The following is a 12,863-nucleotide window of genomic DNA, read 5'->3' as shown; positions in this document are numbered from 1 at the left end:
GACGGATTCCAGCCTGATGGGACGCCGCAGCGCCAGCCGCCGGCCGGACGGGGAGGCCGGGCCCAGGGTGCTTGAGGGTGCCCGGGTCCTGGTGACCCGCAGTCCGGACCGAGCCGGTGCGCTGGTGGCGGCCCTCCGCGAGACCGGGGCCGAACCGTTGCTGCTGCCGCTCATCGACTTTGAGCTCGCCCCGGACCAGCACTCCCTGGACGTTGCCTTTGACGCGCTCGGCGCCGGAGCCTACTCGTGGCTGGTGGTCAGCAGCGTGACCACCGTCCAGGTCCTCGAAGCCAAAGCGGCCGAACGCGGTAAGGACCTCAGCGCCTGGCTGCCGGGGAGCCTGCAGGTCGCCGCCATCGGCCCGGCCACCCGCCGCGTGCTGGAGGCCCGGGACATCGCCGTCGATCTCGCCCCGGCCGGGCAGCAGTCCGGCGCGGGCCTCCTCGACATCTGGCCCGGCGGCCAGGGCAGCGTGCTGCTGCCGCAAGCGGACATCGCCGACCCGCGGCTCCGGCGGGGACTGGCGGCGCGGGGCGCCTCGGTCCAGGCCGTCACCGCCTACCGCACCGTCGACTATCCTGCGGACCCGCGGCGCAGCCTCCCCGGCAGCCCGGCGGCCGCAGCCGACGACGCCGTCGTCCTGGCCATGGCGGACGCCAAGGCTGCCCTCGACGCCGGAGCCCTGCACGCCGTCGTCGCCGCCTCACCGAGCGCGGCCCGCCGCATCCATGCCGGCCTCTCGCCACTGGGTGACTGCCTGCTCGTGGCGATCGGACGCTCGACGGCGGCCGAGGCCCTCGCCCTCGGGCTCCCCGTCGCCGCCGTCGCCGAGGAACCCACCGCCACCGGACTCGTCGCCGCCGTTATCCAGGCCCTGGACCCGGTTCACCCCGCACCCCACCCTGACCCCGAGCACACTGTGAAGGACCCAACATGAGCTTCCCGACCCACCGCCCCCGCCGGCTCCGCACCACCCCCGCGATGCGCCGGCTGACGGCCGAATACCGCCTCTCCGCGGCCGAACTGATCCTGCCCGCCTTCATCCGCGAGGGCCTCAGCGAACCGAACCCCATCGCCTCGATGCCCGGCGTGCAGCAGCACACCACCGACTCGCTCAAGCGCGCCGCCGCCGAAGCCGTCCAGCTGGGCGTCGGCGGCATCATGCTCTTCGGCATCCCGGCCGAACGCGACGCCCGCGGCACGGCCTCCCTGGACCCGGACGGTGTCCTGAACAAGGCCATCCGCGACGTCAAGGCCGAGGTCGGCGACGAGCTGGTGATCATGAGCGACGTGTGCCTCGACGAATTCACCGACCACGGGCACTGCGGCGTCCTGGACGCGAACGGCTACGTCGATAACGACGCGACGCTCGAGATCTACGCCCGGATGGCCGTGGCCCAGGCCGAGGCCGGTGCCCACGTGCTTGGCCCGTCCGGCATGATGGACGGCCAGATCGCCGTCATCCGGCAGGCCCTGGAAGAAGCCGGCCACGCCAACACCGCCGTCGTGGCGTACGCAGCCAAGTACGCCTCCGCCTTCTACGGGCCCTTCCGCGAAGCTGTCGACTCGCAGCTCACCGGAGACCGGCGCACCTACCAGATGGACGCCGCCAACCGCCGCGAAGCGATCCTCGAAGTGGAACTGGACCTCGAGGAAGGCGCTGACATGGTCATGGTCAAACCCGCCATGAGCTACCTCGACATTCTTGCCGACGTTGCCGCGATGAGCCCGGTCCCCGTTGCCGCCTACCAGATCTCCGGCGAGTACTCGATGATTGAGGCCGCAGCGGCCAACGGCTGGATCGACCGGCGCGCCGCCATCACCGAATCCGTGCTCGGCATCAAACGGGCCGGCGCCAACATGGTCCTGACCTACTGGGCCGCGGAACTCGCCGGCTGGCTGAAGGACGCCCGATGAGCGCCCCGGCCACGCCCGGCCCGGCGGCAGGAGCCAACCCGACCGCCCCTGTAGGAACGGACACCATCCTGCTGGGCCTGAACACCTTCGGCGACGTCGGAGTGTTCCCCGACGGCCACCCGGTCCCGCACGCCCAGGTTCTGCGGCAGCTGCTGGAACAGGCCGAACTTGCCGACCAGGTGGGGCTGCACGCCTTCGGGGTGGGGGAGCACCACCGCAAGGATTTCGCCGTGTCCGCACCCGAGGTCTTCCTCGCCGCCGCAGCCGCACGCACCAAGAACATCCGGCTGGGTTCCGCCGTCACGGTGCTCAGCTCCGATGACCCCATCCGCGTATTCCAGCGCTTCGCCACCGTCGATGCCATCTCCAACGGCCGCGCCGAGGTGATGCTGGGCCGCGGGTCATTCGTCGAATCCTTCCCGCTCTTCGGGCTGGACCTGGCCGATTACGACGTCCTGTTCGAGGAAAAGCTGGAACTCTTCGACAGAGCCAGGGCCCAGGAACCGATCAGCTGGGAGGGCCGGACCCGCCGGCCGATTCGCGGGCTCAGCGTCTACCCGCCGCTGGAGCACCACCTGCTGCCGGCCTGGATCGGCGTCGGCGGCACCCCCGAATCCGTGCTGCGCTGTGCCGAGTACGGCTACCCGATCATCTTCGCCATCATCGGCGGCCAGCCGCGTTCCTTCGGACCGCTCGCCGGGCTCTACCGCGAAGCCATGGCCAAGTACGGGCACCCCATGCAGCAGATGGCCACCCACTCGCCCGGACACCTCGCCGCCACGGACGAGGAAGCACGGGAGGAGTTCTTCCCGCACTGGCTCGGACAGCGCAACCAGATCGGCGCGGAGCGCGGCTGGGGACCGGGCAGCCGGGAGGAGTTCGACCACCTGTGCAGCCCCGAAGGGGCCCTCTACGTCGGCTCACCGGAAACTGTCGCCACCAAGATCACGCTGCTCAAACGGAACCTGGGTGTGGACCGTTTTGACCTCAAATACAGCAACGGAACCCTTCCGCATGCCGCCATGATGCGCTCCATCGAGCTGTTTGGCACCGAGGTGGCGCCCCGCGTGCACGCGCTGCTGTCCGGCGCGGCATCCGCACCCGACCAGTCACTGAAAGAATAGGGACCATGACTTCCAGCCACCCTCGCAACGAGGAACTCTTTGACCGCGCCCGCAGCCTGATGCCCGGCGGCGTCAACTCTCCGGTCCGTGCCTTCGGCTCTGTGGGCGGTACGCCGCGCTTTATGGTCTCCGCCAAGGGCGCCTACCTGACTGACGCCGACGGCGCCGAGTACGTGGACCTGGTCTGTTCCTGGGGGCCGGCGCTGCTGGGCCACGCCCACCCCGACGTCCTCGCGGCCGTGCACGCCGCCGTCGACCGCGGCCTCTCCTTTGGCGCCTCGACCCCTGACGAGGCGAACCTCGCCGCCATCGTCCAGGAACGTGTTCCGGCAGCCGAGCGGGTCCGGATGGTCTCCACCGGCACCGAGGCCACCATGACCGCCATCCGGCTGGCCCGTGGCTTCACCGGACGCAACCTCGTCATCAAGTTCGCCGGCTGCTACCACGGCCACCTGGACGGTCTGCTCGCGGCCGCCGGCTCCGGCCTCGCCACGCTCGCGCTGCCGGGTTCGGCCGGCGTCACGGCCGCCACCGCCGCCGAGACCCTCGTGCTGCCGTACAACGACCTCGCCGCCGTCGAAGCCGCCTTCGCGGCGCACGGACCCAACATCGCCGCCGTGATCACCGAGGCCGCACCGGCCAACATGGGTGTGGTCACCCCCGGCGAGGGTTTCAACGCCGGGCTGGCCCGGATCACGCGCGAGCACGGCGCACTCCTGATCCTCGACGAAGTCCTCACCGGCTTCCGCACCGGGTACTCCGGCTACTGGGGCCTGACCGGCGGGGCCGCCGACGCCGCGGAACCGTGGACCCCGGACCTGCTGACCTTCGGCAAGGTCATCGGCGGGGGCATGCCGACGGCGGCCCTCGGCGGGCGTGCCGAGGTTATGGACTACCTCGCCCCGGTGGGCCCGGTCTACCAGGCCGGCACCCTCTCCGGGAACCCGGTGGCCATGGCCGCCGGCGTCGCGACCCTCACGCATGCCACCAAGGACGTGTACTCCTTCGTGGATGCCCGGTCACTGGAACTCTCGGGCGCGCTGTCCTCGGCGTTGGACACCGCCGGCGTGGACCACTCCATCCAGCGTGCCGGGAACCTGTTCTCCGTCGCGTTCGGCACGTCGGCTCGCGGCGTGCACAACTACGACGACGCTCAGGGCCAGGAAGTCTTCCGGTACGCGCCGTTCTTCCACTCGATGCTGGACTCCGGGGTGTACCTGCCGCCGTCCGTTTTCGAGGCATGGTTCCTTTCCGCCGCGCACGACGACGCCGCGATGAACCGGATCTTCGACGCCCTGCCGGCGGCAGCGAAGGCCGCCGCGGCCGCGCAGCCGTAAGCGGGGGCCGCGGCGGGCCGGGCCAGTATGCCCGGCCCGGCCCGGCGACCCTGGCGCGGCCAGCCGGCAATCCCGCGCCGCGCCGATGCCCATTGCGCACGGCGGCGACCGTGTGCGAATATTCCGGTGATCGTAAATCAACCACAGGAGGTGAGACCCATGTCCGCAGTATCCACAATGGGTGCTCCCCTGAAGTCAACGATCGCGCGACGGGCATAGTCGCAGCTGGGAGCGCCCGCCAGGCAAAAACGCGAAAGGCGACTCCCATGAACACCACACCAGCTTCAACTTCCCACACTTCACTTCCGCACACTCCGGGCCGTCGTGCCCTCGTCCTGGGCGGGGGCGGGTCCACCGGCAACGCCTGGCTGATCGGCGTCGTCGCCGGGCTGTTCGACGCCGGACTGGACGTCACCGGGGCCGATCTGCTGATCGGCACGTCCGCAGGATCCACTGCCGCAGCCCAGATAGCCGGCGCAACACCCGGCGAACTTCTTGCCGCCACGCTCGCCGCCGTACCTCCGCGCCGGACCGGCCCCGGGGCCTCGGGCGGAGGATCCGGGCCGACCGGGCAGGTGGTCAACCATCTGGAAAGAACCGACAGAATCATCGGCGCGGCCGGGGACGCGGCGGAGATGCGCCGCCGGATGGGGGCAGCGGCACTGGCGCTCGCTGCGGCGTCGGACGGGTCCCGCCAAACACAGTGGCGGGACACCGTCGCCGCCCGGCTGCCGCGGCAGGACTGGCCGGACCGTGCGGTGTTGATCACCGCCGTCGATGCCGAAACCGGTGACCCGGTGGTGTTTGACCGGCACAGCGGAGTCGAGCTGGCGGACGCCGTCGCCGCCAGCTGTTCCAGCGGCTTCGCCTACACGATCGGAAAGCGCCGGTATATCGACGGCGGCTACCGGCGCAACGAGAACGCCGACCTTGCGGCCGGCTACCAGCAGGTGCTGGTCCTGTCGCCGTTCGGGGGACGCACCCGGATGCCGTTGGCCTGGGGCATGCAGCTGGCAGCCCAGGCCGACGAACTGCGGTCCCGTGGCAGCAGGGTCGAAACGATTGGCCCGGACAGCGCCGCCGAGCATCTGTTCGGCGCCAACGCGATGGATCCGTCGCTGCGCCCACCGGCGGCCCGGGCCGGATACAGCCAAGGCACTCTCCTCGCCGGGCAGCTCACCGGTTTCTGGGGGTAACCTGGTCCACGCCCGGCCCGCCGCCGTGCAGGCGCTGCATTTCCTGGGCGAGGGCCGGGTTGTGGTGTCCGACGTGCGCGGTGATGTTGGCCGCCACCTCGGGGGACTTGTTTTGGCTGAGCTTGGCGCGGGCGTCGAAGCGGTCGACCCGCATGCGCAGGCCAACCGTGCCTTTCGCGGCCCGGCGGGTGCCCGCTTCATTCTCGGCAAGGCTGCGGCCGTCCGGCTGGTGCTGTTCGAAGTGGTCGGTGAGGCGGGAGAGCATTGCATAGTTCTCCTCCTCGCCGAGGATCTCCGGGGTCCCGTAGAGATGGGCCGTGATGTGGTTCCAGGTCGGAATGAGGTCGCCGGGGGCGTACCAGCTGGGGGAGATGTAGTCGTGCGGGCCCTGGATGATGACCAGAATCTCGTGCTGCCCGAGCTCGTGAAGTGTTTCGTCGGGGCGTCCGAAGTGGCTGACGATGGTGATGCCGTCGCAGTCGTCAACCAGGACCGGGTAGTGCGAGGCGACCAGGCCCTTCGCGGTCGCCGAAACGAACGTGGCCCAGGGGTTGCCGTGGATGAGGCGCTTCACTTCAGCGGGGTCGGTCATCAGGAAATGGGGGCTGTGGCGCATTAGACGGACTTTCTGTTGAGGCGGGTGCGGACGGCCAGGCCGGCGCAGAGGATCACCGTGATGCCTCCGGCCAGCGTGGACCATGTGAGTTCTTCACGCAGGATGAGGGCGGCCCAGAGAAGACTCAGGACCGGCTGGACCAGCTGCACTTGGCTGACCTTCGCCATGGGGCCGATGGCGAGGCCGCGGTACCAGGCGAAGAAGCCCAGGAACATGCTGACGACGGCGAGGTACGCGAAGGCCAGCCACTCCGGCCCGGTGGCTGTCGGGGGCTGCGCGGCAAGGGCGGCCAGCGAGGTTGCCGCCATCACGGGGGCCGCCAGGACCAGCGCCCAGGAAACGGTCTGCCAGGACCCGATCTCCCGCGCGAGAAGGCCGCCTTCCGCGTAGCCGACGGCGGCTGCCACCACGGCAGCGACCAGGAGCGCGTCGGACCAGCCCAACCCGCTGAGGCCGCCGTTCTGCAGGGCGGCGAAGACCAGGACCGCGGCTGCCCCCAGCGCGGCAAAAGTCCAAAAGGCGACCGTGACGCGTTCCTTGCCGCGAACGACGGCGGCGACGGCGGTGGCCGCAGGCAACAGGCCGATCACCACGGCCCCGTGGCTGGCCGGAGCCGTGGTCAAGGCGAAGGAGGTGAGGAGGGGGAATCCGGCCACGACGCCGCCGGCGACAACCGCCAGCCGGGCCCACTGCGTCCTGCCGGGCAGCCGCTGCCGGGTCAGCGCGAGGGCGGCGATGGCGAGGACGGCCGCGACGGCGGCCCGGCCTGTGCCGATGAACAGGGGAGAGAACCCGCCGGTGGCGACGCGGGTGAGGGGCACGGTGAAGGAGAACGCGGCGACGCCGAGCAGTCCCCAGCCCAGACCGGACCGGCCGGGTAACGCTTTCCCGACTGGGACGATAACGCTACTATGTACTGTCATGAACAACGATAGCACTGACCGGATTGTCTCCGGCTTGCGGCGCTGGATTGCCCAGGCTCCGCCGGGAGCCCAGGTGCCGTCCAACCGGGCACTGATGGCCGAATATGCCGCGAGCCCGGTCACGGTGCAGAAGGCGATGCGCCTCCTCGCGGCCGCGGGCCTCGTGGAGAGCAGGCCGGGCGTGGGGACATTTGTGCGCACGGTACGGCCCACCCGGGGTGCCGACTACGGCTGGCAAACGGCAGCGCTGGGCGCCCCGCCGCGCCGGTCGATGCTCCTGTCATCGACCCAGCGCGTGCCCGCCCCGGACGTGATCGGGCTGCATTCGGGCTACCCCGCCAAGGAATTACTGCCCGAGCGCCTGGTGCGCGCCGCCGTCGCCCGCGCCGCGCGGACTGAGGCTTCCCTGACCCGGTCTCCGGTGGCGGGTCTTCCGGAACTGCAGGCCTGGTTTGCCCAGGAACTTGCCGACGCCGCACCCGCCGGTGTCCGGGCGCCGTCGGTCCGGGATGCCCTGATCATCTCGGGCAGCCAAAGCGGCCTCAGCTCCATCTTCCGTGCGCTGATCGGCCCCGGGCAGCCGCTCCTGATCGAGTCGCCGAGCTACTGGGGTGCGATCCTGGCGGCGGAGCAGGCCGGGGTGGTCCTGGTTCCGGTTCCCGCGGGGGCGCAGGGACCCGACCCGGAGGAGGTGGACAGGGCGTTCCGTGCGACCGGCGCGCGCGGGTTCTACGCCCAGCCCACGTTCGCGAACCCCACCGGCGCCCAGTGGCCTGCCGAAACCGGGCGGGCCGTGCTGGAGACAGTCCGGCGGCATGGAGCCTTCCTCATTGAGGACGACTGGGCCCATGACCTCGCGATCGACTCCGAACCCCGGCCCGTGGCCGCCGCTGACGACGACGGCCATGTCATCTACCTCCGGTCACTCACCAAGAGCGTCTCACCCGCGCTCCGGGTCGCTGCGGTCATCGCCCGCGGGCCGGCCCGGGACAGGATCCTTGCCGACCGCGCCGCCGAATCCATGTATGTCAGCGGCCTCCTGCAGGCCGCAGCCCTCGACGTCGTCACCCAGCCGGGCTGGCGCGGCCATCTGCGGGGATTCCGGCAGCAGCTGAGGGGACGCCGGGACTCCCTTGTGGACAGCCTCCGGCAGTACGCCCCGGCGGCCGAAATCGCACACATTCCCGCCGGCGGGCTGAACCTGTGGGTCCGCCTGCCCGAGGGAACGGAGGTCTCCCGCCTCGCCAGGGAGTGCGAGGCCCGCGGGGTGGTCATCGCACCCGGGACCGAGTGGTTCCCGGCCGAACCGGCGGGACCCTACATCCGGCTGAACTACTCGGGCGAGAACCCCGAACGGTTCCCGGAAGCCGCCCGCATCCTCGGTGAGGCGCTCGCCGACACCGCCTGACGGGCCCGGCCGCCACCCGCCGGCGGTTGCGCCGCCCCCGGAGCCGCACCCGCCGTCGTCGTCCTTAAACACTTTCGGCACCCGCCATGGCGGGTGCCGAAAGTTGACCTGCGGTCCGGACTAGAAGGCCGGAGTCACGTCACCGTTGGGCCATTCCTTCTCAATGAAGGCCTTGACCTCGGGGGAGTGCAGCAGCTCGTCGAGCTTCTTGATCCGAGCATCGTCCTTGGAATCTTCACGCCAGGCCAGGAAGTTGGCGTACGGGTTGTTGTCCACGGACTCCACCGCCAGGGCGTTCTTGGTGCTCAGCCCGGCCTTGAGGATGAAGTTGCCGTTGATCAGGGCCAGGTCCACCGACGGGTCCTTGAGGTCGTTGATCAGCAGTTCCGGCTGGTTCTCGGAGAACTGGAGCTTCTTCGGGTTTTGCTCATCGCTGAGCGTCAGCACGGTGCTGTCATCCTTGATGTCCTTGACCAGCCCGGCCACCTGGAGGACCTTCAGGGCGCGGACCTGGTTGGAGGGATCGTTCGTGATGGCAACCTTGGCGCCGTCCTTGAGATCCTTGATGTTCTTGATCTTTTCCGAGAACGCGGCGTACGGCTCGATGTGCACGCCGGTGCCGTGGCCGAACTTGTAGCCCTTGGTCTTGACCTGGTCCTCGAACCACGGCAGGTGCTGGTAGAAGTTCGCGTCGAGGGAACCGTCGCTCAGCGCGGTGTTCGGCGTCTGGTAATCCTCGATCTCCTTGATGTCCAGCTTCAGGCCGGCCTTGGGGGCGAGTTCCTGGTTGATGAATTCAAGGATCTTGGCGTGCGGAACCGGGCTGGCGCCGACCTTCAGGGTGGCCGGTTTGGCCGGATCCAGGGTCGTGACCTGGGCGCTGGGGGTGGAGGAACCACCGCAAGCCGTCAGCGCCAGGGCAGTGACAATGCCGGTGGCCAGGAGGGTGAGTGACTTACGCATCGGATGCGTTCCTTTCGAAAGAGGCGGAGGACACGACGGCGGGCCGTGGTCCGCGCAGGTGCAGAGGGCGGCTACCCGCTGCAAGGCTGTGGTGGTTTGGTGCCTGGCTCAGCGGTGGTCGAGGCTGCGGGAAACCCGCTCGCCGACGAGCTGGATGACCTGGACGAGGACGACGATCAGGACGATGGTGACGATCATGACCGTGACGTCGAAGCGCTGGAAGCCGTAGTTGTAGGCCAGCTTGCCCAGCCCGCCGCCGCCGACGAGGCCGGCCATAGCGGAGTAGCCCACGAGGGTCACCACCGTAGTGGTGATGGCTGCAACGAGGGCAGGCAGTGATTCGCGCAGCATCACCTTGCTGATGACCTGCATGGTGGTCGACCCCATCACCTGGGCGGCGTCGATCTTGCCGTGGTGCACATCGCGCAGGCAGGATTCGACCAGCCGGGCGAAGAACGGGATGGTGCCGATGGAGAGGGACACGGACGCGGCGATCGGGCCCAGGCTCGTCCCGGTCAGCGCACGGGCCAGCGGAATGAGGGCAACCATCAGGATCGCGAACGGGATGGAACGCGTGATGTTGACGATCACGTCGCTGAGGATGCGGTTGGTAACAGGCATCGGGCGCAGGCCGCCGGGAGCGGTGACGTGCAGGAAAACGCCCAGCGGCAGGCCGATCAGCACCGTGAAGAAAGCCGAAATGCCGACCATCTGCAACGTTTCCACGATTGCGTCGGGGAGGGCCCGGACCAGGACGGGGTTACCGAAAATGTCATTCATTAGTTCACTCCTTCTTCCGCCGCTGCAGCCTCGGCGGACACGCGCTTTGCGCTGATGCCGCGATCGTGCAGGTAGCGCAGGACGGCGTCGAAGTCGGCGTTCTCGGCGAGCTGGACGCGGAGGTGGCCGAACTGCTGGCCGCCAAGGGTCTCGACGCTGCCGGCGAGGACGTTCAAATCCATGTCGAAGTGCCGGGCGACGCCGGTCAGGACGGGCTCCCTGGCGCTCTCACCGGAGAACAGGATTTCCAGGACCGGCCCGCGCTGCAGCGCGCCGTGCAGGGGTTCCGACGGCGGCAGCGGAAGCAGTGCGCGGGCCAGCTTGCTGTCGAGTTCGCCCGCGACGTCCTGCAGGGCCCCGTGTTCGATGATCCGGCCGCGGGACAGCAGGGAAAGGGAGTCGCAGACGCGCTTCACGACGTTCATCTCGTGGGTGATGATGAGCACCGTCAGCTGCAACCGCCGGGTCAGATCCTGGATCAGGTCCAGGATCTCCTCGGTGGTAGCGGGATCCAGGGCCGAGGTTGGCTCGTCGCACAGCAGCACCTCGGGATCCGTGGCGAGTGCCCGGGCGATGCCGACGCGCTGCCGCTGGCCGCCGGAGAGCTGGGACGGGTACGCGTTCTCGAAACCTTCGAGCCCCACCAGCTTCAGGAGCTCGGCCACGCGCGCGCGGATCTTGTCCTTGGGGGTCTTCACCAGTTCCAGCGGGTGCGCCACGTTGCCGGCCGCCGTCCGGGAGTCCATCAGGTTCGCGTGCTGGAAGACCATGCCGATGCGTCGCCGCGCAGCCCGGATCTCGGAGTCCCGCACGGAACTGAGCTCGGTGCCGTCAATGCTGACGGAGCCGGAGGTGGGGCGGTCCAGCAGGGTCAGGCAGCGGACCAGGGTGGACTTGCCGGCACCGGAGTGGCCGATAATCCCGTGGATCGAGCCTTTGGGCACGGAGAGTGTGACGCCGTCCAGCGCCACCACTTCCTTTTTGCCCTGCCGGTAGACCTTGCGAAGGTCGGTAACTGTGATCATTTATCCCTTGGCGGTCGGATTTGGGCGCGGAATAACACACGCCCTGTTCTGAACTAAATTATGTCAGCGGGGCAAAATGGCATCCACTCGCGCATAACATTCGTCACAAAGGGAATTTGGGTGCAGGAAATTTCGGATTCGGCGCCGGGTGGCGGGAATGGGGTGCGGGGTTGGGCGCACCGCGGAATCCCGGGGTGCCCTAAGGAGCCGCAGGGAGCAGGGACGCGGCTGTGATCTCCGTCCCAGCTACTTGGTGCCGGGCGGTGAGGGGGCTAGAAGTCGCCCCGGCCCGCGTCCTCGGGAGGCAGAACCGGCCAGTCGCCCTCGATCACGGCCGCGGGCTTGGTTTTGCGCAGGTAACTCTGGAAATCCGTGGCCTGGGCCGACGCCCACTCGATCTGGAGCTGGTGCAGATTCCCGGCCGGCATCCGCAGCTTGGGAAACTTTCCGGCCATGGCATCGAGCACCCGCAGGGTAGCCAGGGCATCGGCCGCCGAGGTATGCGCGTTGTCCAGGTTGACCCCGTACTCCTCGCAAAGGGCGGTCAGTGTCCGTTTGCCCTTGCGGTAGCGGTCCACCTGCTTGTTCATGATGAACGGGTCCAGCACCGGGAAGCGGCTCAGCTGCGGCACACCGTAGCGGGCCGACTCCGCGGCGAGCACCGTGAAGTCGTAACTGGCGTTGAAGGCGATTACGGGGACCCCGTCGTCGAACAGTTCCTGCAGGACGGCAGCCAGCTCCCGCGTCACCTCGGCGGCAGGCCGTCCCTCCCGGCGGGCCTGCTCGGTGGTGACACCGTGGACGTCGCTGGCCTCGGTGGGAATCTCCACCCCGGGATCCGCGAGCCATTCGTGTTCCTTGATGACCGCACCGTCGGCATCCACCACGGTGACGGAGGCCGTGACGATCCTTGCCGCGCGGGAGTTCCGGCCGGTGGTTTCGAGGTCAAACGCTGCGCGCGGAAGGGTATGCCAGGTGCTCATACTTCAACGCTACCCGCTGCCACCGACACTTCCGGCAACGCCCCGCGGTGAGGTCCGACGACGGTCCGTGGCGCTCCGCGACGGTAACCTTGGGTGCATGCGGACGGAGTATGTTGAGGCAGTGCTGGAGCTGGCGGCCATGGTGCCGGCGGGTACCGCCGTCGCATACGGGGATGTTGCCGAACTTCTTGGCTCCGGCGGCCCCCGCCAGGTCGGCTCCGTCATGAGCCACCACGGCAGCGCCGTTCCCTGGTGGCGGATCCTCAAGGCCAACGGGGACGCCCCACCCGGCCACGAATACGAGGCCCTCGGCCTTTACCTGGCCGAGGGGACACCGTTGCGCGGCAGCTATGAGGACTACAGGAAAACCGGCGAGGGCCGGTGGCGGGTGGACCTCGCGGCAGCACGGTGGGCGCCGTCGGAGCAGGACTTCGACCGGATTGACGCCCTCGCCGAGCGGCTCGAACGCGACCTGCATAGATTGTCGGTCCCCAATGATGAAATGACCGTGTGAGTAGCTCAACCACCACCAGCCCCACCTCCACCAGCCAGAACCGCTCCCGCCCGGCCGCGCCCGGAACCCCGGGTGGC

At 69.1% G+C, this 12,863-nt stretch carries 13 protein-coding genes; 7 read left to right on the top strand and 6 right to left on the bottom strand.

What is annotated here, in order from left to right; all coding sequences use genetic code 11:
* Positions 1-16 precede the first annotated feature (16 nt).
* The 5 genes from AC1DHY_RS01415 (at position 17) to AC1DHY_RS01395 (ending at position 5,574) form a co-directional block, all read left to right on the top strand.
* A complete protein-coding gene (locus tag AC1DHY_RS01415; protein ID WP_476878227.1) occupies positions 17-937 on the top strand; it encodes a uroporphyrinogen-III synthase in 921 nt (306 codons plus the stop codon).
* A complete protein-coding gene (gene hemB / locus AC1DHY_RS01410) occupies positions 934-1,917 on the top strand; it encodes a porphobilinogen synthase (protein WP_476903059.1) in 984 nt (327 codons plus the stop codon). Before AC1DHY_RS01415 ends, hemB begins: the two co-directional genes overlap by 4 nt.
* Positions 1,914-3,041: an LLM class flavin-dependent oxidoreductase gene (locus AC1DHY_RS01405; protein WP_476878229.1), complete on the top strand. Its 1,128-nt coding sequence runs from the start codon at positions 1,914-1,916 to the stop codon at positions 3,039-3,041. Before hemB ends, AC1DHY_RS01405 begins: the two co-directional genes overlap by 4 nt.
* Positions 3,042-3,046: 5 nt before the next feature.
* Positions 3,047-4,378 (top strand): glutamate-1-semialdehyde 2,1-aminomutase, encoded by a 1,332-nt coding sequence (gene hemL / locus AC1DHY_RS01400; protein ID WP_476878230.1) that lies wholly within the window; start codon positions 3,047-3,049, stop codon positions 4,376-4,378.
* 266 nt (positions 4,379-4,644) lie between these two features.
* Positions 4,645-5,574, top strand: a complete 930-nt coding sequence (locus tag AC1DHY_RS01395) for a patatin-like phospholipase family protein (RefSeq protein WP_476903058.1) — start codon at positions 4,645-4,647, stop codon at positions 5,572-5,574.
* On the opposite strand, the gene AC1DHY_RS01390 is transcribed toward AC1DHY_RS01395, so the two are convergent.
* On the bottom strand, positions 5,555-6,190 hold the full coding sequence (locus AC1DHY_RS01390; RefSeq protein WP_476880512.1) for an FMN-binding negative transcriptional regulator: 636 nt from the start codon (positions 6,188-6,190) through the stop codon (positions 5,555-5,557). The genes AC1DHY_RS01395 and AC1DHY_RS01390 overlap by 20 nt on opposite strands.
* Positions 6,190-7,113, bottom strand: a complete 924-nt coding sequence (locus tag AC1DHY_RS01385; protein WP_476880511.1) for a DMT family transporter — start codon at positions 7,111-7,113, stop codon at positions 6,190-6,192. Before AC1DHY_RS01385 ends, AC1DHY_RS01390 begins: the two co-directional genes overlap by 1 nt.
* On the opposite strand from AC1DHY_RS01385, the gene AC1DHY_RS01380 reads away from it, so the two are divergent.
* The gene (locus tag AC1DHY_RS01380) at positions 7,112-8,521 is read left to right on the top strand and encodes an aminotransferase-like domain-containing protein (RefSeq protein ID WP_476903057.1); all 1,410 of its coding nucleotides are present in this window, start codon (positions 7,112-7,114) and stop codon (positions 8,519-8,521) included. The genes AC1DHY_RS01385 and AC1DHY_RS01380 overlap by 2 nt on opposite strands.
* A gap of 120 nt (positions 8,522-8,641) precedes the next feature.
* Here AC1DHY_RS01380 and AC1DHY_RS01375 read toward each other — a convergent pair whose 3' ends face one another.
* The 4 genes from AC1DHY_RS01375 to AC1DHY_RS01360 all read right to left on the bottom strand — a co-directional run bounded on the left by AC1DHY_RS01375 (position 8,642) and on the right by AC1DHY_RS01360 (position 12,272).
* The gene (locus AC1DHY_RS01375; protein WP_476879497.1) at positions 8,642-9,484 is read right to left on the bottom strand and encodes a MetQ/NlpA family ABC transporter substrate-binding protein; all 843 of its coding nucleotides are present in this window, start codon (positions 9,482-9,484) and stop codon (positions 8,642-8,644) included.
* 108 nt (positions 9,485-9,592) lie between these two features.
* Complete coding sequence (locus AC1DHY_RS01370; RefSeq protein ID WP_476879498.1) at positions 9,593-10,264, bottom strand: methionine ABC transporter permease; 672 nt, start codon at positions 10,262-10,264, stop codon at positions 9,593-9,595.
* On the bottom strand, positions 10,264-11,289 hold the full coding sequence (locus tag AC1DHY_RS01365; protein WP_476879499.1) for a methionine ABC transporter ATP-binding protein: 1,026 nt from the start codon (positions 11,287-11,289) through the stop codon (positions 10,264-10,266). The genes AC1DHY_RS01370 and AC1DHY_RS01365 overlap by 1 nt, the downstream gene beginning before the upstream one ends.
* Positions 11,290-11,561: 272 nt before the next feature.
* Positions 11,562-12,272, bottom strand: coding sequence for an exonuclease domain-containing protein (locus AC1DHY_RS01360; protein ID WP_476879500.1), 711 nt, complete (start codon positions 12,270-12,272; stop codon positions 11,562-11,564).
* Between the two features lie 97 nt (positions 12,273-12,369).
* On the opposite strand from AC1DHY_RS01360, the gene AC1DHY_RS01355 reads away from it, so the two are divergent.
* Entirely contained in the window at positions 12,370-12,786 is a 417-nt protein-coding gene (locus AC1DHY_RS01355; RefSeq protein WP_476879501.1) for an MGMT family protein, read from the top strand.
* Positions 12,787-12,863 lie beyond the last annotated feature (77 nt).

It is taken from the genome of Arthrobacter sp. 05L44 (genome assembly GCF_056397605.1).
Note: the sequence above shows the minus strand (reverse complement) of the source record. Positions and strands in the feature narration are given on the sequence as shown.

What these genes read in the sequence shown, in the direction of transcription:
- AC1DHY_RS01360 (WP_476879500.1), bottom strand. Translation starts at nt 12,272, where the DNA reads ATGAGCACCTGGCATACCCTTCCGCGCGCAGCGTTTGACCTCGAAACC.
- AC1DHY_RS01395 (WP_476903058.1), top strand. Translation starts at nt 4,645, where the DNA reads ATGAACACCACACCAGCTTCAACTTCCCACACTTCACTTCCGCACACT.
- AC1DHY_RS01370 (WP_476879498.1), bottom strand. Translation starts at nt 10,264, where the DNA reads ATGAATGACATTTTCGGTAACCCCGTCCTGGTCCGGGCCCTCCCCGAC.
- AC1DHY_RS01385 (WP_476880511.1), bottom strand. Translation starts at nt 7,113, where the DNA reads ATGACAGTACATAGTAGCGTTATCGTCCCAGTCGGGAAAGCGTTACCC.
- hemB (WP_476903059.1), top strand. Translation starts at nt 934, where the DNA reads ATGAGCTTCCCGACCCACCGCCCCCGCCGGCTCCGCACCACCCCCGCG.
- hemL (WP_476878230.1), top strand. Translation starts at nt 3,047, where the DNA reads ATGACTTCCAGCCACCCTCGCAACGAGGAACTCTTTGACCGCGCCCGC.
- AC1DHY_RS01415 (WP_476878227.1), top strand. Translation starts at nt 17, where the DNA reads ATGGGACGCCGCAGCGCCAGCCGCCGGCCGGACGGGGAGGCCGGGCCC.
- AC1DHY_RS01390 (WP_476880512.1), bottom strand. Translation starts at nt 6,190, where the DNA reads ATGCGCCACAGCCCCCATTTCCTGATGACCGACCCCGCTGAAGTGAAG.
- AC1DHY_RS01405 (WP_476878229.1), top strand. Translation starts at nt 1,914, where the DNA reads ATGAGCGCCCCGGCCACGCCCGGCCCGGCGGCAGGAGCCAACCCGACC.
- AC1DHY_RS01365 (WP_476879499.1), bottom strand. Translation starts at nt 11,289, where the DNA reads ATGATCACAGTTACCGACCTTCGCAAGGTCTACCGGCAGGGCAAAAAG.
- AC1DHY_RS01355 (WP_476879501.1), top strand. Translation starts at nt 12,370, where the DNA reads ATGCGGACGGAGTATGTTGAGGCAGTGCTGGAGCTGGCGGCCATGGTG.
- AC1DHY_RS01375 (WP_476879497.1), bottom strand. Translation starts at nt 9,484, where the DNA reads ATGCGTAAGTCACTCACCCTCCTGGCCACCGGCATTGTCACTGCCCTG.
- AC1DHY_RS01380 (WP_476903057.1), top strand. Translation starts at nt 7,112, where the DNA reads ATGAACAACGATAGCACTGACCGGATTGTCTCCGGCTTGCGGCGCTGG.